This window comes from Paenarthrobacter sp. NPDC089675 (assembly GCF_044749185.1).
Taxonomy (GTDB): Bacteria; Actinomycetota; Actinomycetes; order Actinomycetales; family Micrococcaceae; genus Arthrobacter.
Window position 1 is genome coordinate 340,477 of record NZ_JBIVHM010000003.1, and the last position, 22,787, is coordinate 363,263.

A 22,787-nucleotide genomic window follows, 5' to 3' on the forward strand; every position below is an offset into this window, starting at 1 on the left:
ACCCATGAAGACCCTCTACACAGCTGAGGCGCTTGCCTCCGGCGAAGGCCGCGACGGCAACGCCCGTACCAACGACGGCAAGCTCGATGTTGCCCTCGCCAGCCCCGTGGAGCTAGGTGGCAACGGGCAGGGAACCAACCCGGAGCAGTTGTTCGCTGCCGGCTACGCCGCTTGCTTCCACTCCGCACTGCGCCTGGTAGGCCGCAAGGAACGCGTTGACCTCACCGACTCCGCCGTTGCGGCGAAAGTCCACATCGGTGCCCTTCCGGACGGTGTGGGTTTCGGCCTGGCCGCCGAACTTGAAATCGCCCTCCCCGCACTTGGCCGCGAAAAGGCCGAGGAACTCATGAAGAAGGCCCACCAGGTCTGCCCGTACTCCAACGCTACGCGCGGCAACATGAACGTTGACCTCAAGCTCGTGGAGTTCGCAGCATGAGCCCCCGCGCAGCAACTCCGGCCAGCACCCGCGAAATCCATCTCGCCTCCCGCCCGTCCGGCCGACCGGTTCCGGACAACTTCCGCCTGGCAACAATAGAGTTACCCGAACTCGCCGACGGGCAGGTCCTGGTGGAAAACCGGTTCATGTCCGTGGACCCCTACATGCGCGGGCGCATGAACGATGCAAAGTCCTATTCGGCACCCTTCCGCCTCGATGAAGCGCTCGACGGCGGAGCGGTGGGTGAGGTGATCGCGTCCCGGTCGGAGGCACACAGGGTGGGTGACGTCGTCGTGCATCAGCTGGGGTGGCGTGAGCACGCAGTAGTGGACGCCGCGGCGGCCACCAACGTTCCGGCCGGATTGGCCCCGACGTCGGCGTTCCTTGGCGCGCTGGGGATGACCGGCCTGACTGCCTATGCAGGCTTGCTCAAGGTGGCCGAATTCAAGGAAGGCGATGTGGTCTTCGTATCCGGCGCGGCCGGCGCCGTGGGCTCCATGGTGGGCCAGATCGCCAAAGCCATGGGTGCCGCCAAGGTGATCGGCAGTGCGGGTTCGCCCGCCAAAGTGGCCCGGCTCCTGGAACTGGGCTTCGATGCGGCGTTCGACTACAACGACGCTCCGGTCCTGGAACAGCTGCAGGCAGCTGCAGGGGAGCGCGGGATCGACGTGTACTTCGACAATGTAGGCGGAGAGCACCTTGAGGCGGCGCTGGCCGTCTTGAATGTTGGCGGCAGGGTTGCCATGTGCGGTGCGATTGCCCAGTACAACTCCACCGAGCCGCCGGCCGCGCCTCGAAACCTGGCCGTTGCGATCGGCAAGCAGTTGACGCTCCGTGGCTTCCTTGTGGGCGGACAGCGGCAGCACGCCGCTGAATTCCGCCAGAAGATGGCCGCCTGGCTGGCTGATGGAACCGTGCGCTATGACGAGACCATTGTTGAAGGTCTTGAGAACGCTCCCCGGGCTTTCATCGACCTGCTGGACGGAGCCAACACCGGAAAGATGCTCGTCCGCCTGTGACGTGAACCCCGGCCTACCGATTGGTAACAAAAAGTCAACAATCTGGGGCCGGGGTCACTTTTGTGCTACCTCCGTGTGTTGTGCGCCACTAGGGTGGTTGCTATTAGTGCGCTTCGGCGCAGTGCTGCGAAGCATCAGTGAAAACAGAATTTCTGCCCCGGGGTTTTGGAAACGGACACTCATTGACCACCAGTCGTAGCGCCACTCACTTTCTTCCTGGAGGAACATTGAAGAAACCACTGCGTGCCACCCTGAAGCGCGGTTCAATGGCCGGTGTGGCCACCATGGGCGCAGCAGCGCTCATGCTTAGCGGTTGCGGACAGGCCCCAGACGCCGGGTCCAGCAACAACTCCCAAAGCAGCTACACCGGTTGCATCGTTTCCGACTCCGGTGGATTCGACGACCAGTCCTTCAACCAGTCCTCGTTCGAAGGCCTCAAGAAGACCGAGAAGGACTTGGGCATCACCATGAAGTCGGCCGAATCCAAGGCCAACAGCGACTTCGAAACCAACCTCAACGGCATGATCTCCGCCGGCTGCAACATGACCATCACGGTCGGCTTCCTCCTGGGCGACGCCACCAAGGCTGCTGCGGAGAAGAACACCGACAAGCACTTCGCGATCATCGACTACTCCTACGAGAAGCCGGTCGCCAACGTGAAGCCCGTTGTCTACGACACCGCGCAGGCAGCCTACCTGGCAGGCTACGCCGCGGCTTCGGCAACCAAGACCGGCAAGGTTGGAACCTTCGGCGGCATCAAGCTGCCTACCGTCACCATCTTCATGGATGGCTTCTACGACGGCGTCCAGGCCTACAACAAGGCCAAGGGCAAGTCCGTCCAGGTTGTCGGCTGGGACAAGGCGACGCAGGATGGCTCCTTCACCGGTGACTTCGAGAAGCAGGACACCGGCAAGCAGATCACCAAGAACCTCCTGGATCAGGGCGCGGACATCGTGATGCCCGTTGCCGGACCTGTTGGCAAGGGCGCCGGTGCCGCGCTCAAGGAAGCCAAGGCTGCCGGCAAAGACGTCAAGTTGATTTGGGTTGACTCCGACGGCTTCCTCACCGCTCCCGAGTACAAGGACCTGATGCTGACCTCCGTGGTCAAGCAGATGGGTGAAGCAGTCGAGACCGTGGTGAAGGATGACAAGGACGGCAAGTTCAGCAACGAGGCCTACGTAGGCACGCTTGCCAACGATGGCGTTGCGATCGCCCCGTTCCACGATCTGGACTCCGCGATCTCGGCAGACACCAAGAAGGAGCTCGATTCCCTGAAAGCGGACATCGTCTCCGGGAAGCTGAAGGTCGAATCGGCGGCCAGCCCCAAGAAGTAGCAACTCCTGGACGCGCCGCCAGTACCGTCCCCGGTACTGGCGGCGCGTTTTTGCCCTGACGTAGGCTGCTGCCATAGGTAGTGAGCACTGCAGCCGTCCCTCGGACTCAAAGAACGGTGGGAGTTGTGAAACTCGAATTAAAGGGGATCTCGAAGGCATTCGGGAGCTTCTACGCCAACCAAGACATCGACCTCGTGGTCGAATCCGGCCAGATCCATTGCCTCCTCGGTGAGAATGGCGCCGGCAAATCAACCCTCATGAATGTGCTGTACGGGCTGTACGAGCCCACAGCCGGCCAAATCCTGGTGGACGACCGGCCTGTGAACTTCCGTGGCCCGGGCGACGCCATGGCAGCGGGCATTGGCATGGTGCACCAGCACTTCATGCTGGTGCCTGTCTTTACGGTCGCTGAAAACGTGGCCCTGGGCGCCGAGCCGACCTCCTTCGGCGGCGTCCTCAGCATGGACGAAACCCGCAAGAGGATCCAGGAAATCTCCGATAAATACGGCTTCGACGTGGACCCGGACGCCTTGGTGGAAGACCTTCCCGTGGGCGTCCAGCAGCGGGTCGAGATCATCAAGGCACTTGTCCGCGAAGCCAAGGTGCTCATCCTGGACGAGCCCACGGCCGTGCTGACGCCCCAGGAAACCGATGAGCTCCTTGACATCATGCGCCAGCTCAAAGCCAGCGGCACGTCCATCGTATTTATCTCCCACAAGCTACGTGAAGTGAAAGCGGTCTCGGACGTCATCACCGTGGTCCGCCGCGGCAAAGTGGTGGGCGATGCTCCTCCGTCGGCGTCCGCGACGGAACTTGCTTCGATGATGGTCGGCCGGCCCGTCAGCCTGAGCCTGAACAAGGCAGCAGCCCAGCCGAAGGAAACCACCTTCGTGGTGGAGAACCTGACGGTCCGGGCCCCCAACGGCACCAACGTGGTGGATGGAATCAGCTTCGACATTGCCCAAGGCGAGATCCTCGCCGTCGCCGGCGTCCAGGGCAACGGCCAAACGGAACTCACGGAAGCGATCCTCGGGGTCCAGGAGCACGTCACGGGCTCCGTCACACTGGACGGAAAGCAACTCCTTGGGCTGCCGGTGAAAGAAGTATTGCGCTCCGGCGTTGGCTTCGTCCCGGAAGACCGTACCGTCGACGGCCTGGTGGGACCGTTCTCAGTGGCTGAGAACCTTGTGCTGGACCTTTATGACCAGGCACCCTTCGCCAGTGGAGTCAGCATGAAGCCCGCCAAGGTGGCAGACAACGCCAAGGCCAAGATCGAGGAGTTCGATATCCGCACTCCTTCGGCGGGCGCAGCAGCGGGAACGCTCTCCGGCGGCAACCAGCAAAAAGTCGTTATGGCGCGCGAGCTGTCCAGGCCCTTGCGGCTGTTCATCGCCAGCCAGCCCACCCGTGGCGTGGACGTCGGCTCCATCGAATTCCTGCACAAACGCATCGTTGCCGAGCGCGACGTGGGAACTCCGGTGATGATCGTCTCCACGGAACTGGACGAAGTGATGGAACTGGCGGACCGCATCGCCGTGCTTTACAAGGGCAAGCTCGTGGGCATCGTTCCCGCTGGGACTCCCCGCGACACCCTCGGCCTCATGATGGCCGGCGTCAGCCCGGAAGGGGGCTCCGATGACAACGAATGACCAGACCAGCAGCGACCAGGCCGGCAAGCACACTGCGCCGCAGGAATCCCACATTGCGCCGCAGGAATCCACCGCTGACGTGCAGGCCGCGGACGTAGCGCTGGATACAGCGGGCGGCACCCTGGAACCGTCGATAGTCCCCGTCTCCTCGCAAAGCGGCGACACAGGACACCACGAGGGAAGCCTGTTCCGCAGGATCGTCATGGGCAGCGGCTTTGTGTCCGTCCTTGCCGTCATCGTGGCGCTGATCCTGGGCGGCCTCCTGATTGCCAGCACGGATGCCCGCGTCGCCAAGTCCGCAGGTTACTTCTTCGCCCGGCCCACGGACTTCCTCTCCGCACTGTGGGACGCCATGACCAAAAGCTACGTGGCGCTTTTCCAAGGTGCCGTCTTCAACCCGAGGCAGGGCTTCATGCCGCTCCTGGAGACGATGACCGTTGCCACCCCGCTGATTTGCGCCGGCCTGGGCGTTGCCTTGGCGTTCCGGGCTGGGTTGTTCAACATTGGTGCCCAAGGCCAGATCATCATCAGTGCCACGTTGGCGGCCTACGTCGGGTTCACCTGGCACCTCCCCGTTGGACTGCACCTGCTGCTCGTAGTGGTCATGGGCGTGCTCGGGGGCGCCGTCTGGGGCGGAATCGTGGGGGTCCTTAAAGCGAGGACGGGTGCGCATGAGGTGATTGTGACCATCATGCTCAACTACGTGGCGCTGTTCCTCTTGGACTTCCTGCTGAATACCTCGGCATTCCGCCGCCCCGGCGATAACAGCCCCATCTCGCCGCGCCTGGATGACTCGGCAACGTATCCGGTGCTGATCCCGGGCTCACGGCTCCATTTGGGCTTCCTCGTCGCAGTGGCCCTGACTTACGGTGTTTGGTGGATGCTCAACCGGTCCACCATTGGATTCGAGTTCCGGGCTGTTGGTGCCAACCCCGCAGCGGCACGAACCGCCGGCGTCAAAGTTCCCCGCGCCACCATCCTGGTGATGGCGTTCGCTGGTGCCCTTGCGGCCTTCGGCGGTGTGGCCCAGGTGGCCGGAACCGAGAAAGTCCTCACCGGTGGCGTCGCCGCCCAGATCGGCTTCGACTCCATCACGGTGGCACTGCTGGGCCGGAGTACCCCGTGGGGTACCTTCTTCGCAGGCCTGTTGTTCGGCGCATTCCGTGCGGGGGCGGTGCAGATGCAGATCCAGACGGGAACCCCTATCGACATCGTCCTGGTGGTCCAGTCGCTGATCGTCCTCTTCATCGCGGCGCCGCCCCTGATCCGGTCCATCTTCCGGCTGGAAGGCAAAAAGAAGAACAAGAAAAAAGCGGCCCCCAAAGCCGCAGTTGCCAACGCCACCGGAGGTGCCAAGTGAGCGCAACTACAACAGCTCCCCGGGCTGGAGCAACGGCATTGCCGGGCGCACGGCCCTCGTTGAAAGTCCCCGTGTCCCTCGGCGTGCTGGCCCTCGTGGCCCTGGTCTTCTTCGGGCTGCTCGGTCCCGGCCAGACTGCCGAGATGAAGATCAGCGATCCGGGCGATACGTTCCAGGTCCCGGCGCTCATGATCCCGGGCCAGGTTGGCGGCATAGTGCTCGCCATCCTGCTGCTGGCCATGGCGGCCTACTCGATCTACCTGTGGACCCGCGGAGAACGCTCGCCCAAGTGGTTGCCCATCGCCTTCTCCGTGGTGTTTGTCTTTGCGTTGCTCGTCTGGATCGTGGCCGGAGCACGCCAGCCGTCCATTTCCCTCGCCGGCTTGGTGGCCGGTTCAGTCACCCTTGCCGTACCGCTGGTCTTTGGATCGCTTTCCGGGGTGCTGTGTGAGCGGGTGGGCGTGGTCAACATCGCCATCGAGGGCCAGTTGCTGGGCGGCGCCTTCACGGCGGCGCTCGTTGCGACGGTGACCGGAAGCCCCTATATCGGCCTGATCGCGGCGGCCGCTGCAGGCGCCGTCGTCTCCATGGTGCTGGCAGTCTTCAGCATCAAGTACCTCGTCAACCAGATCATCGTCGGTGTGGTGTTGAACGTCCTGGTCTCGGGGCTCACGGGCTTCCTGTTCGGCACCGTCATGGCTCCGAACAAGGACCAGTTCAACACTCCCGGCCGCTTGGACATCCTCCCCATCCCGTTGCTCTCCGATATCCCCATCATCGGTCCGATCCTTTTTGAACAGTCGATCGCCGGCTACCTCATGTACATCGCGGTGGCCGTGGTGTGGTTCGGCCTGTTCAAGACCCGGTGGGGACTAAGGGTCCGTGCTGTCGGCGAGCACCCCCAAGCGGCGGACACATTGGGCATCAACGTCAACGCAACCCGCTTCTGGAACGTCACCCTTGGCGGCGCCATTGCCGGCATTGGCGGGGCGGTCTTCACGCTGGTGACCATTGACTCCTTCACCAAGGAGATCTCCGGGGGCCGCGGCTTCATTGCCCTGGCGGCGCTGATCTTCGGCCGATGGAATCCCATTGGTGCGTTCTTGGCCTCGCTGCTGTTCGGCTTCGCCTACAACCTGCAGTCGATCCTTGGCATCATCGGAACTCCGGTGCCCAGCCAGTTCATGGCCATGCTCCCGTACCTGGTGACCATTTTCGCCGTCGCCGGTTTGGTGGGCAGGTCGAGGCCACCGGCGGCCAGCGGCATACCGTACGTGAAGGGTTGACGCGTGGCTGCCACCGATACCGACTGGCAAGCCCTGGAAGCCGCGGCCAAGGAGGCCATGGCAAAGGCCTACGCACCGTATTCCAAGTTCCCGGTGGGGGCTGCGGCCCTCACCGAGGACGGCCGGATCATCAGCGGCTGCAACGTGGAGAACGCCAGCTATGGCCTGACCCTGTGCGCCGAGTGCGCGCTGGTGGGGCAGCTCCACATGAGCGGCGGCGGCAGGCTAGCGGCGTTCTATTGCGTGGACGGCCAAGGCAATGTCCTGATGCCGTGCGGACGCTGCCGCCAGCTGCTTTACGAATTCCGGGCACCCGGGATGCAGCTGATGACCACCCAAGGCATCAAAACCATGGACCAGGTGCTTCCTGACGCCTTCGGTCCGGAACATCTGGAGGAGACCCCTTGACCAGCACCGAAGCCTTCGACGCCGTCCAGATCATCACCATCAAACGCGATAAGGGCACGCTGACCCCGGAGCAGATCGACTGGACCATCGACGCATACACCCGGGGCGTCATCGCCGAGGAACAGATGGCGGCCCTCAACATGGCCATCCTGCTCAACGGCATGGACCGCGTGGAGATTTCGCGCTGGACGTCGGCGATGATCGCCTCGGGGGAGCGGATGGACTTCTCGTCGCTCACAACGCCCGACGGCGGCCGGAAGGCTACCAGCGACAAGCACTCCACCGGTGGGGTCGGGGACAAGATCACCCTGCCGCTGGCACCGCTGGTGGCGGTCTTCGGTGTGGCAGTTCCGCAGCTTTCGGGCCGCGGCTTGGGCCACACCGGGGGCACGCTCGACAAGCTGGAGGCGATCCCTGGCTGGCGGGCCAACCTCAGCAACCAGGAGATCATGGCCCAGCTCCAGGACGTCGGCGCGGTCATCTGCGCAGCAGGCTCCGGGCTGGCTCCGGCGGACAAGAAGCTCTATGCCCTCCGCGACGTTACGGGCACGGTAGAAGCCATTCCGCTGATTGCCTCCTCCATCATGAGCAAGAAGATCGCCGAAGGCACCGGATCCCTGGTCCTGGACGTCAAGGTGGGTTCCGGGGCCTTCATGAAGGATGAGGCCAAGGCCCGGGAGCTTGCCGAGACCATGGTGGCACTCGGCAAGGACGCGGGGGTCCACACCGTTGCCCTCATGACCGATATGTCCACGCCCTTGGGGTTGACAGCAGGAAATGCCATCGAGGTAGAAGAGTCGGTGGAGGTGCTCGCGGGCGGCGGTCCGGAAGACGTCGTCGAGCTGACCGTCCGGCTGGCGGAGGAGATGCTGTCAGGTGCCGGTATCCACGACGCCGATCCGGCGGCCGCGCTTAGGGACGGCCGCGCAATGGATGTCTGGAACCGGATGATCGAGGCCCAGGGCGGCGATCCCCGTGCGGCGTTGCCGGTGGCCAAGGAGTCCGAGGTGATTTATGCCCCGGCGGACGGCGTCCTGGTCGAACTCGACGCATTGTCTGTAGGCGTCGCCGCCTGGCGCCTCGGGGCCGGCAGGGCCCGCAAGGAGGATCAGGTCCAGGCCGCGGCAGGTGTCCGACTGCATGCCAAGCCGGGTGCCCTGGTCCGTGCCGGCGAGCCCCTGATGACCCTTCTGACGGATACGCCGGAGAAGTTCGACCGCGCCAAGGAAGCACTCAGGGATGCCGTGGTGATTGCCCCCGAAGGCTCCCGACCGGCCAGGAAACTCATCATCGACAGGATCGCCTAGGCTTATATCCCGTGCAGGCCATCAACGATTTCATCCTCGCCGCGGCCGGTCAGCCGTGGGTGCTTTTCCTTGTGTTGGCCTGTTGCCTGATCGACGGTTTCTTCCCGCCCATTCCCAGCGAATCGGTGGTGGTGGGTCTTGGTGCCGTGTCCGGCAGCAGCGGCGTGCCCAACGTCTGGCTGCTGGGCCTGGTGGCGGCACTCGGCGCGTTTTCCGGCGACAACATCGCGTATTTGATTGGCCGCCGCATCGGTATTCAACGGTGGAGATGGATGCGTGCCCAGCGGATGCAGGGCGCCTTTCGGTGGGCCGGCAAGGAACTCCGACGGCGGGCCGCCTCACTGATCATGGTGGCCCGCTTTATTCCCATTGGCCGCGTGGCAGTCAACCTCACGGCCGGTGCAACCCACTTCAACCACCGCCGGTTTGTGGCCTTGACTGGGTTGTCTGCCCTCCTGTGGGCCAGCTATTCCGTGGTGCTCGGGTTCTTCTTCGGTGTGTGGTTCGAGCACAACCACCTGCTTGGCGCCGTCATCGCCATTGTGGTGGCTGTCATCCTCGGCATCATCATTGACCGGATCATCAGCAAGGTCCGCGGTTCGGTTCCCCTGGACGGCAAAAACATCCCGGAGGCGGAGAACTCAACGGGAGAAGGCACCCAGGCTCCACCCACGGTATGAGGGCACAGGCGGGGCAAGATCAGCCCGCCGGTTGACGATGGAACCAGTACGTCCCCGATAGCGTTAATTGTGTGATCCCGAGGCTGGGGCGTAGCGAACGACGTCCCGGCCATGGGACACTAAGAGCGACTTCCGTCACAGTGTCAAGTCATATTCATCTAGGAGCTACCCCCGCGTGGAGTTTTTGAACCATATGCTCGAGCATGCAGCCGGGCAGCCCTGGATTTACCCGGTACTCCTGGTGTTCTTCTTCATCGACGGATTTGCCACCATCCTTCCCAGCGAAACAGCGATTGTGGGGCTTTCGGCGCTGTCCCTTCACAGCGGAGAGCCCAACCTGTGGATCCTGGGCGGCACGGCACTCGTTGGTGCGATGGCCGGCGACAACATGGCCTACATGCTTGGCCGCAAAATCGGCTTGACCCGGTGGAAGTGGATGCGCAGGCCCAAGGTGCAGAAGATGTTCGCCTGGGCGCAATATGAGCTGGACAAGCGCGGCGCCGTCCTGATTTTCACGGCCCGCTACATTCCCTGGGGCCGCGTGGCAGTGAACTACGTGGCCGGCCAAACCGGTTATCCGCACCGCAATTTCTTTTTCCTGGACGCATTTGCCTGCCTCACCTGGGTTGGGTACTCGATCGGCATCGGGCTCCTTGCCGGTCAATGGGTCCACCACAACCCGCTTCTTGGTGTCGGCATTGCCATCGCCTTTGCCGTGGTCCTTGGCATCGTCGTGGACCATGTGTTGCGGTGGTGGCACAAGCACCTCGAACGTAAGGACGCTGCCCGCGCCGCGGAATCCGGCGCGGACGTACCTGTGGCACCTGAGGCGGGACACACTGGCGTTGCCCGTGCCGACCTCTCCAAGCCGGCCGGCTGACAGACCAACGTCCGGGCGCGGTGGGGGATTAGTCTTAGTCTGTGACTGAGCCAATTGTTGACGCCGCCCCTGCCCTCGACTTCGACCTGAAGAGCCTGCCCAAGGTTTCCCTCCACGACCATCTGGACGGAGGACTGCGGCCCGCAACCATCATTGAGCTGGCCGAGGCCGTCGGCCACACCCTTCCTTCCACTGACCCGGTGGCCTTGGGTGAATGGTTCCGGGAGTCCGCAGACTCCGGTTCGCTGGTCCGCTACCTTGAAACCTTCGACCACACCATTGCCGTCATGCAGACCAAGGAAGGCCTCTTCCGCGTTGCCAAGGAGTTCGTCGAAGACCTCGCCGAGGACGGTGTGGTCTACGGCGAAGTCCGCTGGGCTCCCGAGCAGCACCTGCAGAAGGGCCTCACCCTGGATGAGGTAGTGGAAGCCGTCCAGGCAGGGCTCGAGGCCGGCGTTGCCGCCGCTGACGAACGCGGCCAGCAGATCCAGGTTGGCCAGCTCATTACCGCCATGCGCCACGCGGACCGCGGCCAGGAAATCGCCGAACTCGCCGTCCGGCACCGGACCAGGGGCGCAGTCGGCTTCGACATCGCAGGAGCCGAAGACGGTTTCCTGCCCTCCCGTTTCAAGGACGCGTTCACCTACCTGGCCGAACACCACTTCCCGGCCACGGTTCACGCAGGTGAGGCCGCCGGTCTGGACAGCATCCAGTCGGCGCTCGTGGACGGACGCGCGCTCCGCCTGGGCCACGGCGTACGGATCGCCGAAGACATCACCGTTGAGTTTGAGGAAAACGCCGACGACGACGGCGAAGGCACCGTCGGGTTGGTGACCTTGGGCAACGTGGCCGGTTGGGTGAGGGACCGTGGCATCGCCTTGGAAATCTGCCCGTCCTCCAACCTGCAGACCGGTGCTATCGCGAACTTCGGCGAGGGGATCGAGAGCCACCCCTTGGACATGCTGTTCCAGCTTGGGTTCAACGTCACCATCAACACGGACAACCGGCTGATGAGCGGCGTCACCCTCACGGACGAATTTGAGCTCCTCGTGGAGGCCTTCGACTACGATCTCGATGATTTGCTTGAGCTGACGCTGAACGCCGCCGAGGCAGCCTTCCTGCCGTTGGACGAGCGCGAGGCCTTGGTTGAGTACATCAACGATGCCTACGCCAACCTCGGCTAGCAAGCCGGCGGACGGCATCGGCCAGCTGATCGGAACAATCGCAGCGCTCCGTGAGCATTGCCCGTGGATGGGCGCGCTTACGCATGAGTCGCTGGTTGAGTACCTGATCGAAGAAGCCTATGAAGTGGTGGATTCGATCGAAGCCGGCCGGGGCGGAGACGCTCCCTCCTTCGATGACGAGCTCCGCGGCGAGCTGGGCGATGTGCTGCTTCAGGTGGTACTGCATGCCCGGCTCGCCGAGGAGCGCGGCAGCTTCGACTTCGACGCCGTGGCCCGCGGGATCAACGCCAAGATGATCCGGCGGAACGGGCACGTCTTCAAGGCCGATGGCTCCCTGCAGGAGAGTTTCCCGGCGAGTGTCGAGGAAATCATCATCAAGTGGGATGCAGCCAAGCGTGCCGAGAAACCCGAACGCAGGGATCCCTTCGAAGGTATTCCGCCGCACCTCCCGGCGCTGGCGGCGGCGCAGAAGTCCCTCGACCGGGCTGCCCGCGCCGGACTCGATGCCGACGGCGTCAGCCCGGCTGCCGCCGTCGGGCTTTCCGCGGTTCCAGGCTCCGAAGACGAGCTGGGGGAGCTGTTGCTGGCGATCGTGGCCGGTGCCCGCGAGCGGGGGCTCGACGCCGAGCGGGCCCTGCGCAAGGCCGTGCGGACGTTCCAGGGCGGCCAAAGCCGGCCTACATGACGTGAAAGCTTGGAATTCGTTCCGTAACGTGAGCCACTCTGGACTACGCTAGTAGCGACGAGGACGTTGAGAATTTCCCTCCTCATTCCTGTAATTTGCCCATAAGGAGCACATCCATGGCGCTTATCGATGCCATCCACGCACGCGAGATCCTTGATTCCCGCGGAAACCCGACCGTAGAAGTTGAGGTCCTGCTCTCCGACGGCCAGATCGGCCGCGCAGCAGTTCCCTCCGGTGCTTCCACCGGCGAGCACGAAGCTGTCGAACTCCGCGACGGCGACAAGGGCCGTTACCTCGGCAAGGGTGTCCAGAAGGCCGTCGACGCCGTCATCGACGAGATCTCCCCGGCACTCATTGGCTTCGACGCCACTGACCAGCGCAGCATCGACCAGGCCATGATCGACCTCGACGGCACCCCGAACAAGGGCAAGCTGGGCGCCAACGCCATCCTGGGTGTCTCCCTGGCCGTGGCCAACGCCGCCGCTGCCTCGGCCGACCTGCCGCTCTACAAGTACCTCGGTGGACCCAACGCCCACGTCCTGCCGGTTCCGCTGATGAACATCCTCAACGGTGGCTCCCACGCCGACTCCGACGTCGACATCCAGGAATTCATGATCGCCCCGATCGGCGCCGAGACCTTCTCCGAGGGCCTGCGCTGGGGCGTCGAGGTCTACCACAACCTCAAGGCCGTCCTCCAGGAGAAGGGCCTCTCCACGGGCCTCGGCGACGAAGGTGGCTTCGCTCCGAACCTGCCGTCCAACCGTGCAGCACTGGATCTGATTACCGAAGCCATCAAGAACGCCGGCTACACCCCGGGCACTGACATCGCCTTGGCACTGGACGTTGCTTCCTCCGAGTTCTATAAGGACGGCGCTTACCAGTTCGAAGGCAAGGCACTTTCCGCCACCGAGATGAGCGCCTACTACGCCGGTCTGGTTGCCGACTACCCGCTGGTTTCCATCGAGGACCCGCTGGACGAGAACGACTGGGAAGGCTGGAAGACCCTCACCGACACGATCGGCGACAAGGTCCAGCTGGTGGGCGACGACCTCTTCGTCACCAACCCGGTCCGCCTGCAGCAGGGCATCGACGCCGCCACGGCCAACTCCCTGCTGGTCAAGGTGAACCAGATCGGTTCCCTCACCGAGACCCTGGATGCCGTTTCCCTGGCCCAGCGTTCCGGTTACACCACCATCACCTCGCACCGCTCCGGCGAAACCGAGGACACCACCATTGCTGACATCGCCGTTGCCACCAACGCGGGCCAGATCAAGACCGGTGCCCCGGCCCGCTCCGAGCGCGTTGCCAAGTACAACCAGCTCCTGCGCATCGAAGAGGAACTCGACGACGCCGCACGCTACGCCGGCCGCAGCGCGTTCCCGCGTTTCAAGGGCTAGCCTTCAGCGAAAACAGCTGACCGGTGGCTATGGTGGAAAGACCATAGCCACCGGTTCTGTTTAACACGCGCCCGCCCAACCGCGGGCGCCGCAGGACTTTTGTCACGTACGTTAGGCGCAGGGCAAGCGCAGCAACCCGCCAGGCAAGCACCGGGCATTACAGGAGTGTCATGGCCACCCGTCGACCAAAGGTACCCAGGGCGGACGCACTTGGCCGCCCGTCCGGTCCGGCCAAGTCAGCCGGCCAGCTGTCCGCAGGCCATCAAGGCGCCGGGAACAACGACGCCGGTCAAGGATCGGAGCGGACAGCGGCAGCTTCGGGCCGTCCAGCCACCAAGACGGCGCCCCCATCGGCCTCGGGTGCGGCCGAGCGTCGGCCAGGCGCCCCCCGGGTTCCCGTCCGGCCTAAGTCCACTGCCGGTGCGGCAAGCACTCCAGGCAAGGCATCGAAACCGGGACAGGCCGCCACACTTGGCAAGTCCGACAAAATGAAGGCAGCGGACTCCGGCAAAGCCAAGCCCGCTGGGGCCGTCCGCGAGGAAACCCCGGAGAATGATCCCGTTCCCGCGAAGGCATTCTCGGGCCGGGTGCTGGCATTGGCCGTCGTCATGATTGCCATCACCATCATGCTGGCTCCAACCGTCAGGATCTTCTTGGAAAAGCGGTCCGAGATCTCTGCCCTCGAGGCAGAGATCTCCAGCAAGCAGGCCGAGCAGGCGGACCTCAACAAACAGCTGTCCCGGTGGCAGGACCCCAACTACGTGAAGCAGCAGGCCCGCGACCGCATTAACATGGTTATGCCGGGTGAAACGGGTTACTGGGTTTTTGGCGGGGATGAAGCCGCCGGAACCCCTGGGGGCCGCACCGGCTCCGGCACATCCGAAAACCCGGCAAACCTGCCCTGGGTGGATGCGCTCTGGGAGTCCATCAAACGATCGGCAACAGACTAGACGCGGTGCCCGCCGCCGTCGTGCCCTGGACGGGAAACGACAAAAAGGGGCAGGAAGGTTGGCAGCGCAAGTGGAAGAGAACACGGCAGCAGTGCCGCAGCAATCCCGCCAGCCATCAGCACACGACCTTGACGTCCTGAGCCGCCAGCTGGGCCGCCCGGTGCGCGACGTGGTGGAGATTCCGGCGCGTTGTATCTGCGGCAACCCACTCGTGGCGGCCACCGCGCCAAGGCTGAGCAACGGAACTCCGTTCCCGACCACGTTCTATCTCACCCACCCCGTCATTACCTCGGCTGTTTCCAGGCTTGAAGCGGGCGGACTCATGAACACCATGAACGATCGCCTTGTTGCGGACCAGGACCTCGCCGGCGCCTATCAGCACGCGCACGAGTCCTACCTCCAGGCCAGGAACGAGATCGCCGAACGGTCGGGTACCGGTGAAGTACCCGAAATCGCCGGGGTCTCCGCCGGCGGAATGCCCACCCGCGTCAAGTGCTTGCACGTCTTGGTGGGGCAATCCCTGGCCTCAGGGCCGGGTGTGAATCCCCTCGGCGACGAGGCCATCGAGGCCATCGCCGAATGGTGGACCAAGGACCGCTGCTACTGCGATGGTGCCTGGGACACCGCGGGCGAGGCCCCCTCCAGGGACCTTAGCCGCCACGGACCGCAGGGTTTGCCGGAGATCGTTGGGCGGCCTGCGCCCGTCCGGAAGTCGAAGACCGAAGATTCAGCCGAAGCAACGGAAGAACGCACATGAGCCGCGTGGCCGCCATTGACTGTGGAACCAACTCGATCCGCCTCCTGATTGCCGACGCCGCGGAGGACGGTTCGAAGGGGCCGCTCACCGATGTCGTACGCGAGATGCGCGTGGTGCGGCTGGGCCAGGGCGTGGACGCCACGGGTGAGCTTGCGCCGGAGGCCTTGGAGCGAACCTTCGCGGCTGCCAAGGATTATGCGGACCTCATTGGCCGGCACGGAGCCGGAGCCGTCCGGTTCGTGGCAACATCGGCTACCCGCGACGCCCGCAACCGGCAGGTGTTCGTGGATGGAATCCGGGAAATCCTGGGTGTGGAGCCGGAAGTCATAACCGGCGACGAAGAAGCCGCACTCTCGTTTGCGGGGGCCAGCAGCGTCCTTCCCGTCCGGGGCGACGACGCGGTCCTCGTCGTGGACCTTGGCGGCGGCAGCACCGAGTTCGTCCTCGGCGGCTCCGCAGGGGTCATCGCCGCGCGTTCGGTGGACATCGGATGCGTGCGGCTGACCGAACGGCACCTCAAGGGCGATCCACCCACGGCGGCACAAATCACGGCCGCGGAGGCCGACGTCGATGCCGCCATCGACCTCGCGGCCCAGGTGGTACCCCTCCACCGCGCCACCGCCGTGGTTGGGGTGGCAGGATCCATCACCACCATCACGGCACACGCCTTAGGGCTCAGCGAGTACCAGCCGAACCGGATTCACGGCGCCCGCCTTGATGCAGCGACCATCAGTGACGCGGCTACCAACCTGCTCGAAATGAGCCGCTCCGAACGGGCGGCCTTGCCCTACATGCACCCGGGGCGGGTGGATGTGATCGGCGCCGGGGCCCTGGTGTGGCGCCGGATCCTTTGGCGGCTTGGCCAACTCAGCAACGGACGGATCAACGCAGCGATTTCCAGTGAGCACGACATCCTGGACGGCATTGCCCTGAGCATTCGGGATTCCGTATGACTTCGCTGCGCCGCCGTGTCCTCTCCGCCTGCTTGGCTGCCTTCCTGGCCGGGGGAGCGCTGGCCGGATCGCTCGTGGGCGCTCCTGCGGCGCTGGCTGACTCCTGGCGGGACAAGGAGCACTGGCTCAAGGACTCGGGAATCACCAACGCCTGGCAGGTCTCCAAAGGTGCGGGCGTCAAAGTGGCTGTCATCGACAGCGGGATTGACGGCAACCACCCCGACCTGAAGGGTGTTGTCACCGGTGGTGCAGACGCTTCCGGCGCGGGAGCGGCCAACGGCCAGAAGAGCATCGGCGCAAAGCCGGAACACGGCACGCTGGTGGCGACCATGCTGGCCGGGCGCGGTCACAGCGCGCCGCCTCCCGCTCCCTCAGCGTCACCATCGGCAGCGCCTACCACTCCGCCGGCCGGGGGGCCGGAAGGAATGGTGGGTGTAGCCCCCGAATCGGAAATCATTTCCGTTTCCACGTGGCTGGGTTCACCCAACCCGGGAGGGAAGACAGACCAGGAACAGATCCCCACCGCCGTGCGATGGGCGGTGGACAATGGGGCAAAAGTCATCAACATTTCCCTCGGCAGCACCTCCCCGGATTGGCCACAGAGTTGGGACGCGGCCTTCCTGTATGCCGAGCAGAAGGATGTGGTGATTGTTGCCGCTGCGGGAAACCGCGTGGGCGGAAACATTCAGGTCGGAGCGCCGGCGACCATCCCCGGCGTCTTGACGGTAGCCGGGCTCGACGGGCAGGGAAACGCCAGCATCGATTCCTCCTCCCAGGGCATCAGTATTGGCGTTGCAGCCCCTGCCGAGGATCTGGTGGGCGGCATCCCGGGTGGCGGCTACGCCGAATGGGCTGGAACCTCCGGGGCCGCGCCCATCGTTTCCGGCGTTGCCGCCTTGATCCGCTCAAAGTGGCCGGACATGAGCGCCAAGCAGGTCATCAACAGGATCGTCAGCACTGCCAAGGACGCCGGGGCGCCGGGCAAGGATCCGATCTACGGCTACGGCATCCTTGATGCCGAGGCTGCGCTCAAGGGCGACGTCCCCACCACCAGCACCAACCCCCTTGGATCGATCGCGGACTGGATCAGGGTCCACCGCCGCGGTGATTTGAGTGTGCCGTCGCAAGCTCCGGTGGCCAGCCCTACCAGCGCACCGCCCACCTTGGCCGATCCAACGGTTCCCGTTGCCAAGACGCCGGCAAATGTCGACAACGCCCTGCCTGCCGTCGTCGTGCTTGGTTTTGGAGCCCTGTTTGTCGCTATTGTCGCGGGTGCCGCGTTCCAGTTGCGCAGGGCTTACAAGAACCCGCCTGCCACGCCCGAGGAAGCAGATACAGGGGTCATGGAGGCGGTCGATCCGCCGAACAGAACGTAGTTAGTGAAGATTTTCACAAAGTACTGTACTCTGGAGGCATGGCAACCACCCCAGAGCTCATTGACCGTCCCCGGGTTCTCGTCGTCGGCGGCGGCTACGTCGGCCTGTACGTAGCCCTCAAACTGCAGAAGAAGATCGCGAACGCCGGTGGCATCGTCACCGTCGTCGATCCGCTGCCCTACATGACCTACCAGCCGTTCCTCCCCGAGGTGGCCGGTGGCAACATCGAGGCACGCCACGCCGTGGTCTCGCACCGCCAGCACCTGAAGCAGACTGAGCTCATCCAGGGCCGCGTCACCAGCATCGACCACGCGAACCGCACCGCCGTGGTTGCCCCCTCCGACGGCGGCGAGCCGTTCGAGATTCCCTACTTCGACGTCGTCATGGCTGCCGGTGCCATCACCCGCACCTTCCCGATCAAGGGCCTCGCGGACAAGGGCATCGGCCTGAAGACCATCGAGGAAGCAGTTGCCCTGCGCAACAAGCTCCTCGAGCGCATCGAAGCCGCGTCCACCATGACGGACCCCGCAGAGCGTGCCAAGGCCCTCACCTTCGTGGTGGTTGGCGGCGGCTTCGCGGGCATCGAGTGCCTTACCGAAATGGAAGACCTCGCCCGCGCCGCAGTCCGCAACAACCCGCGCATCCGCCAGGAAGAGGTCCGCTTCATCCTGGTCGAGGCCATGGGCCGCATCATGCCCGAGGTCACGGCCTCCCAGGCCGAATGGGTCGTTGAGCACCTCCGCAGCCGTGGCATCGAAGTCCTGCTCAACACCTCCCTGGACAGCGCCGAGGGCAACCTCAAGCTCATCAACCTCCCGGACAAGACGTCCGCCGGCGAAGTTGAGGCTGACACCCTGGTCTGGGCTGCCGGTGTGCAGGCCAACCCGATGATCCGCTCCACCGACTTCCCGCTGGAACCGCGTGGCCGCGTCCGCGTCCTCCCGGACCTGCGCATCGCAGGCGACGAAGGCATCATCGAGAACGCCTGGGCCGCCGGCGACATCGCCGCTGTTCCGGACCTGACCGGCAAGGGCCTCCCGGACGGTACCTGCGTTCCGAACGCACAGCACGCACTTCGCCAGGCCAAGAAGCTCGCCAAGAACCTCTGGGCATCCCGCTGGGACAAGCCGCTGCACGACTACAAGCACAAGAACCTTGGTGCTGTTGCCGGCTTTGGCGAGTGGAAGGGTGTTGCCAACATCAACCTGCTCGGCCGCATCGGCCTCAAGGGCGGCCTGGCCTGGCTGGCACACCGCGGCTACCACGGCATGGCCATGCCCACCGTTGAGCGCAAGTTCCGCGTGATCTTCGGCTGGATCCTGTCCTTCTTCGCCGGCCGCGACACCACGCAGCTGATGGATCTGGACAACCCGCGCGGCGCGTTCGTGGCTGCAGCAACCCCGGCCCCCAAGCCTGCCGCTGCTCCTGCACCGGCCCCGGCTGAAGCCAAGGCCGAAGAGTCCAAGACTCCGGTCACGGCTGACGCCAAGTAGCAAACGCCCGACGGCGGCTGCTCCCCTCAGGGGAGTGGCCGCCGTCGGCGTTTAAGGGTGGGTGATATCGGAAGGGTGCCCCGGCCCGGCCCCTAGACTGTAGCCATGGCTGGCGAAACCGATTTGGAAACACTTCTGGAGTCCATGCATCCGGTGGTCCGGAACGGTGAGTACGTTTATGCACTGTGGCCGCACGGACGCCCCTTGGAGGGCGATGTGGAGGCCGCGGTCCGCGAGGCGGAGGGATTGACTGTGGTCCTGCGCCGGCAGGAGGCCGACAGGCTGGGTCTTGCCTACGATTTCGTGGCCGCATGGATTACCCTGCAGATCCACTCGGCCCTGGAAGCCGTCGGTTTGACGGCCGCAGTCAGTGCGGCGCTGACGCATGCCGGGATCAGCTGCAACGTCCTCGCCGGTTTCCACCACGACCATCTGCTGGTGCCTGCCGGTGACGCGGAACGCGCGCTGGGTGTTTTGAAACTGTTGGGCAAGGGCATCGTGCTGCGCAGCGAACAGCCCCAGGATCGGCCGGAAATCCTTGAGCTGACGGCGCAGGCTTTTTCCGTCTCTCCGGTAACTGGCCAACCCGTGGCGGGCACCCCGATTGAGGTCGGCCTGCTCCGGGAACTCTTTGCCAGCGAAGAGTACCTGCCTGAGCTCAGCATCGTGGCGGAGATCGGCGGGGACATCGTGGGCCACGTGATCAGTACGCGCGCCTGGGTAGGGGAGTTGCCTCTCCTTGGCCTCGGCCCCATCGGCGTCGCTCCCACGCTGCAGCGTAGGGGGATAGGTTCGGCCCTGATGAAGGAAACGGCCGTCCGTGCCGCCGCCGCCGGCGAGCCAGGCATCGCCTTGCTGGGCAGCCCCGCCTATTACCGGCGGTTTGGGTTCGTTCCCGCCACGTCTCGCGGCGTTCAGCCTCCGGAAGCCGTGTGGGGTGACCACTTCCAGTTGCTGGCACTTCCCGGCTGGCCCGACGACGTGCGCGGGACCTTCCGCTACGCAGCGCCGTTCGAACGCCTGTAGCTGGGATACCATGGTCCGGGCGCCCCAGTAGCCCAATTGGCAGAGGCAGCGGACTTAAAATCCGCGTGTTGTGGGTTCGAGTCCCACCTGGGGCACTGCAGGAAGGGGAGCGTCTGCCCCCCTTCCTTTTTTCGTTTTCTTCTCGGAGAATCTTCCCAGCAGGCTCGTAGATTCCCCACAGGCAACGAGTGTTATAGGGATGTGACCTGAATCACTTATGTTCCCGGATCAATTGCACTAGTTTGAGTCCTAATCAGGAACACCTGAGTAATCGCATCAAAGGCAGTTCGCACCTTTCGATCGAGGAGACAACGAATGTTTGATCTTTCCCAAGCGGCGCCCCGGGCCGCCAAGCTAACAGCGCTTGGCATTGGGGTCGCTCTTCTCGCCACGGCCTGTGGTGGGTCCTCTACGCCGAGCCAGACCGGCTCCGGTTCCAGTTCCGCGGCCTCGGCAGGCATTTCCTGCCCGGCTCCCAGCGCGGGGGCAGGTGCCGGCAACAGCCAGGCTGCCACCAACTCTGGCCCTGTACCTCCCTCGACCACCACTACTTCCACGCCGCTGAAGATTGGATCGCTCCTGCCGACAACGGGGTCGCTGGCGTTCCTTGGCCCACCCGAAATTGCCGGCGTCAACCTCGGCATCAAGGAAGTCAACGATGCCGGCGGTGTGCTGGGTGCTCCTGTCTCCGTGATCCACCGCGACTCCGGTGACACCAAGACGGACATCGCCACACAGTCCACCACGGCACTGCTCGGACAGGGCGTCAGCGCCATCATCGGCGCAGCTTCTTCGGGTGTTTCCAAGACGGTCATCAACCAGATCACCGGTGCCGGTGTCATCCAGTTCTCGCCTGCGAACACGTCGCCTGACTTCACCACGTGGGACGACAAGGGCCTGTACTGGCGTACTGCACCGTCCGATGTCCTGCAGGGCAAGGTGCTCGGCAACTACATGGCTACCTGTGGCGCCCAGACCGTTGGCATGATCGTATTGAACGACGCCTACGGAACCGGACTCCAGAAGAACGTGAAGGAAGCCTTCGAAGCAGCCGGTGGCAAGGTTGTTGCCGAGGAACTGTTCAACGAGGGTGACTCCCAGTTCAGCAGCCAGGTGGACAAGGTCCTGGCCGCCAAGCCGGACGCAATCGCACTGATCACCTTCGACCAGGCCAAGAGCATCGTTCCCCTGATCACCGGCAAGGGCATCAAGCCCACGCAGTTGTTCATGGTGGACGGCAACACCTCGGACTACAGCAAGGACTTCCAGCCGGGCACGCTGAAGGGCGCCCAGGGAACCATCCCGGGCACCTTCGCCAAGGACGACTTCAAGAAGAAGCTCCTGGCCATCGACCCGGCCCTGAAGGACTACAGCTACGCAGGTGAGTCCTACGACGCCGTGAACCTGATTGCCCTGGCAGCCGAGGCAGCCAAGAGCACCAAGGGCACGGACATCGCAGCCAAGCTGAAGGAAGTCTCTGAGGGCGGGGAGAAGTGCAACAGCTACGCTGCTTGCGTGACGCTCCTCCGTCAGGGCAAGGACATCGACTACGACGGCCAGTCCGGTCCGGTCACGTTCTCCGACGCCGGTGACCCCACCGAGGCCTACATCGGTATCTACGAGTACCAGGACGACAACACCTACAAGCCCGTCCGTGAAGAGTTCGGCAAGCTCTAAGCCGCCCACTCTGCGCTAACTCCAGAAAGAAACGGGTCCCCTTCCCAATGGAAGGGGACCCGTTCCTTTTTAAGGACTCGTGAGGACTCTTTCCACCATGGCGACGCCCTGCTGTTCAAAGGATGCGTCGCCTATGCTGTGTGCCCAGACCACCGTCCCCACGGCCTGGTCCAGGTTTTCGAGCCGCCACACAGCAGTCTCCTCAGGACTCGCGATGGCCCTCCCCAGGCCGTCCAGAAAGGCCGTGGCGAGGCCCGCATCCGTCAGGAACTGTTGGTGGGTGAGCCGGACCAGATCATGCACCCACGGGCGCAGATCGGCCCGGCCGAAGTCGATGACTTTCACCTCGCCGTCGTGGTAGAGCCAATTCCGTGGCTGGTAGTCACCGTGACTGGTCACCAGCTCAACGGGTGAAAGTTCGACGGCGGCAACCTCCTCTTGCAGGCGCCGCACCAGGGCTTCGGGCAGGAGGATCCGCGCTTTGTTGATGACTGCGCTGGTCCTTGCCGCCAGTGACCGCATGTAGCTCCCGGAGCTGCCCGCGGGTTGGTGCAGCTGCCTCAGGATTGCCCCGGCCTGGCGGTAGGTTTCGGGATCGTGCTCCACCGGAGTCCCTGCCACCAGCGTGCCCGGCAGGAAGCGCGACACCAGAACGCGGGCATCCGCGGAAGCGTCGACAAGTGAGGGAACGCGCCCCTCCAGCCCGGGCATCCCGCGTGCGTAGGCGGCGATCTCCCGGCGGATATGGTGGCTGGTTTGGCTGGCCTTGACGATGAATTGGCTGCCATCCGAGGTGCCAAGTTGGAGGACCGTGGTGTCCTGCAACGCCCAGGAGTGGTCCCTAACAACCTCGAAGGGGCCCAACCACGAGGACAGAAGCCGCTGCTGCTCCTCGTTGATCCCTTCCATCACCAATCCAGCATGCCACGG

The 22,787-nt window shown here is 64.3% G+C and carries 21 protein-coding genes and 1 tRNA gene; 21 read left to right on the forward strand and 1 reads right to left on the reverse strand.

Going from position 1 to position 22,787, the window contains the following annotated elements; all coding sequences use genetic code 11:
- Positions 1-4: 4 nt before the first annotated feature.
- From ACIPY2_RS09200 to ACIPY2_RS09300, 21 genes are all read left to right on the forward strand, one after another.
- Positions 5-436 carry an organic hydroperoxide resistance protein gene (locus tag ACIPY2_RS09200; RefSeq protein WP_400266065.1) on the forward strand — a complete coding sequence of 144 codons (432 nt, stop codon included), beginning with the start codon at positions 5-7 and terminating at the stop codon, positions 434-436.
- Positions 433-1,455 carry an NADP-dependent oxidoreductase gene (locus ACIPY2_RS09205; RefSeq protein ID WP_400266066.1) on the forward strand — a complete coding sequence of 341 codons (1,023 nt, stop codon included), beginning with the start codon at positions 433-435 and terminating at the stop codon, positions 1,453-1,455. Before ACIPY2_RS09200 ends, ACIPY2_RS09205 begins: the two co-directional genes overlap by 4 nt.
- A gap of 266 nt (positions 1,456-1,721) precedes the next feature.
- A complete protein-coding gene (locus ACIPY2_RS09210) occupies positions 1,722-2,789 on the forward strand; it encodes a BMP family protein (protein WP_400266221.1) in 1,068 nt (355 codons plus the stop codon).
- A 125-nt stretch (positions 2,790-2,914) separates the two neighbouring features.
- On the forward strand, positions 2,915-4,438 hold the full coding sequence (locus ACIPY2_RS09215; protein ID WP_400266067.1) for an ABC transporter ATP-binding protein: 1,524 nt from the start codon (positions 2,915-2,917) through the stop codon (positions 4,436-4,438).
- The gene (locus ACIPY2_RS09220; RefSeq protein WP_400266068.1) at positions 4,425-5,798 is read left to right on the forward strand and encodes an ABC transporter permease; all 1,374 of its coding nucleotides are present in this window, start codon (positions 4,425-4,427) and stop codon (positions 5,796-5,798) included. Before ACIPY2_RS09215 ends, ACIPY2_RS09220 begins: the two co-directional genes overlap by 14 nt.
- The gene (locus ACIPY2_RS09225) at positions 5,795-7,084 is read left to right on the forward strand and encodes an ABC transporter permease (RefSeq protein WP_400266069.1); all 1,290 of its coding nucleotides are present in this window, start codon (positions 5,795-5,797) and stop codon (positions 7,082-7,084) included. The genes ACIPY2_RS09220 and ACIPY2_RS09225 overlap by 4 nt, the downstream gene beginning before the upstream one ends.
- 3 nt (positions 7,085-7,087) lie before the next feature.
- The gene (locus tag ACIPY2_RS09230) at positions 7,088-7,492 is read left to right on the forward strand and encodes a cytidine deaminase (RefSeq protein ID WP_400266070.1); all 405 of its coding nucleotides are present in this window, start codon (positions 7,088-7,090) and stop codon (positions 7,490-7,492) included.
- A complete protein-coding gene (locus ACIPY2_RS09235; protein ID WP_400266071.1) occupies positions 7,489-8,799 on the forward strand; it encodes a thymidine phosphorylase in 1,311 nt (436 codons plus the stop codon). Before ACIPY2_RS09230 ends, ACIPY2_RS09235 begins: the two co-directional genes overlap by 4 nt.
- Before the next feature lie 11 nt (positions 8,800-8,810).
- On the forward strand, positions 8,811-9,479 hold the full coding sequence (locus ACIPY2_RS09240; RefSeq protein WP_400266072.1) for a DedA family protein: 669 nt from the start codon (positions 8,811-8,813) through the stop codon (positions 9,477-9,479).
- Positions 9,480-9,672: 193 nt separating this feature from the next.
- Positions 9,673-10,359, forward strand: a complete 687-nt coding sequence (locus ACIPY2_RS09245) for a DedA family protein (RefSeq protein WP_400266222.1) — start codon at positions 9,673-9,675, stop codon at positions 10,357-10,359.
- A gap of 41 nt (positions 10,360-10,400) precedes the next feature.
- A complete protein-coding gene (locus tag ACIPY2_RS09250; protein WP_400266073.1) occupies positions 10,401-11,543 on the forward strand; it encodes an adenosine deaminase in 1,143 nt (380 codons plus the stop codon).
- Positions 11,521-12,228: a MazG nucleotide pyrophosphohydrolase domain-containing protein gene (locus ACIPY2_RS09255; RefSeq protein WP_400266074.1), complete on the forward strand. Its 708-nt coding sequence runs from the start codon at positions 11,521-11,523 to the stop codon at positions 12,226-12,228. The genes ACIPY2_RS09250 and ACIPY2_RS09255 overlap by 23 nt, the downstream gene beginning before the upstream one ends.
- A 116-nt stretch (positions 12,229-12,344) precedes the next feature.
- A complete protein-coding gene (eno, locus tag ACIPY2_RS09260; protein WP_400266075.1) occupies positions 12,345-13,625 on the forward strand; it encodes a phosphopyruvate hydratase in 1,281 nt (426 codons plus the stop codon).
- 170 nt (positions 13,626-13,795) lie between these two features.
- Positions 13,796-14,575, forward strand: coding sequence for a septum formation initiator family protein (locus ACIPY2_RS09265; protein ID WP_400266076.1), 780 nt, complete (start codon positions 13,796-13,798; stop codon positions 14,573-14,575).
- A 70-nt stretch (positions 14,576-14,645) separates the two neighbouring features.
- Positions 14,646-15,332, forward strand: coding sequence for a DUF501 domain-containing protein (locus ACIPY2_RS09270; protein ID WP_400266077.1), 687 nt, complete (start codon positions 14,646-14,648; stop codon positions 15,330-15,332).
- The gene (locus ACIPY2_RS09275; RefSeq protein WP_400266078.1) at positions 15,329-16,285 is read left to right on the forward strand and encodes an exopolyphosphatase; all 957 of its coding nucleotides are present in this window, start codon (positions 15,329-15,331) and stop codon (positions 16,283-16,285) included. Before ACIPY2_RS09270 ends, ACIPY2_RS09275 begins: the two co-directional genes overlap by 4 nt.
- Positions 16,282-17,661: a S8 family serine peptidase gene (locus ACIPY2_RS09280; protein WP_400266079.1), complete on the forward strand. Its 1,380-nt coding sequence runs from the start codon at positions 16,282-16,284 to the stop codon at positions 17,659-17,661. The genes ACIPY2_RS09275 and ACIPY2_RS09280 overlap by 4 nt, the downstream gene beginning before the upstream one ends.
- Before the next feature lie 38 nt (positions 17,662-17,699).
- Positions 17,700-19,154, forward strand: a complete 1,455-nt coding sequence (locus ACIPY2_RS09285; RefSeq protein WP_400266080.1) for an NAD(P)/FAD-dependent oxidoreductase — start codon at positions 17,700-17,702, stop codon at positions 19,152-19,154.
- 105 nt (positions 19,155-19,259) lie between these two features.
- Positions 19,260-20,180: an N-acetyltransferase gene (locus ACIPY2_RS09290; protein ID WP_400266081.1), complete on the forward strand. Its 921-nt coding sequence runs from the start codon at positions 19,260-19,262 to the stop codon at positions 20,178-20,180.
- A gap of 21 nt (positions 20,181-20,201) precedes the next feature.
- Positions 20,202-20,275 (forward strand) — tRNA-Leu (locus ACIPY2_RS09295).
- Positions 20,276-20,495: 220 nt separating this feature from the next.
- The gene (locus ACIPY2_RS09300; RefSeq protein WP_400266082.1) at positions 20,496-21,857 is read left to right on the forward strand and encodes an ABC transporter substrate-binding protein; all 1,362 of its coding nucleotides are present in this window, start codon (positions 20,496-20,498) and stop codon (positions 21,855-21,857) included.
- A 69-nt stretch (positions 21,858-21,926) separates the two neighbouring features.
- Here the strand turns inward: ACIPY2_RS09300 and ACIPY2_RS09305 are convergent, their stop codons facing one another.
- Positions 21,927-22,766 carry a phosphotransferase family protein gene (locus ACIPY2_RS09305; protein ID WP_400266083.1) on the reverse strand — a complete coding sequence of 280 codons (840 nt, stop codon included), beginning with the start codon at positions 22,764-22,766 and terminating at the stop codon, positions 21,927-21,929.
- Positions 22,767-22,787: the final 21 nt, after the last annotated feature.

What these genes read in the sequence shown, in the direction of transcription:
- ACIPY2_RS09200 (WP_400266065.1), top strand. Translation starts at nt 5, where the DNA reads ATGAAGACCCTCTACACAGCTGAGGCGCTTGCCTCCGGCGAAGGCCGC.
- ACIPY2_RS09205 (WP_400266066.1), top strand. Translation starts at nt 433, where the DNA reads ATGAGCCCCCGCGCAGCAACTCCGGCCAGCACCCGCGAAATCCATCTC.
- ACIPY2_RS09210 (WP_400266221.1), top strand. Translation starts at nt 1,722, where the DNA reads ATGGCCGGTGTGGCCACCATGGGCGCAGCAGCGCTCATGCTTAGCGGT.
- ACIPY2_RS09220 (WP_400266068.1), top strand. Translation starts at nt 4,425, where the DNA reads ATGACAACGAATGACCAGACCAGCAGCGACCAGGCCGGCAAGCACACT.
- ACIPY2_RS09245 (WP_400266222.1), top strand. Translation starts at nt 9,673, where the DNA reads ATGCTCGAGCATGCAGCCGGGCAGCCCTGGATTTACCCGGTACTCCTG.
- ACIPY2_RS09255 (WP_400266074.1), top strand. Translation starts at nt 11,521, where the DNA reads ATGCCTACGCCAACCTCGGCTAGCAAGCCGGCGGACGGCATCGGCCAG.
- eno (WP_400266075.1), top strand. Translation starts at nt 12,345, where the DNA reads ATGGCGCTTATCGATGCCATCCACGCACGCGAGATCCTTGATTCCCGC.
- ACIPY2_RS09265 (WP_400266076.1), top strand. Translation starts at nt 13,796, where the DNA reads ATGGCCACCCGTCGACCAAAGGTACCCAGGGCGGACGCACTTGGCCGC.
- ACIPY2_RS09275 (WP_400266078.1), top strand. Translation starts at nt 15,329, where the DNA reads ATGAGCCGCGTGGCCGCCATTGACTGTGGAACCAACTCGATCCGCCTC.
- ACIPY2_RS09280 (WP_400266079.1), top strand. Translation starts at nt 16,282, where the DNA reads ATGACTTCGCTGCGCCGCCGTGTCCTCTCCGCCTGCTTGGCTGCCTTC.
- ACIPY2_RS09285 (WP_400266080.1), top strand. Translation starts at nt 17,700, where the DNA reads ATGGCAACCACCCCAGAGCTCATTGACCGTCCCCGGGTTCTCGTCGTC.
- ACIPY2_RS09290 (WP_400266081.1), top strand. Translation starts at nt 19,260, where the DNA reads ATGGCTGGCGAAACCGATTTGGAAACACTTCTGGAGTCCATGCATCCG.
- ACIPY2_RS09300 (WP_400266082.1), top strand. Translation starts at nt 20,496, where the DNA reads ATGTTTGATCTTTCCCAAGCGGCGCCCCGGGCCGCCAAGCTAACAGCG.
- ACIPY2_RS09305 (WP_400266083.1), bottom strand. Translation starts at nt 22,766, where the DNA reads ATGGAAGGGATCAACGAGGAGCAGCAGCGGCTTCTGTCCTCGTGGTTG.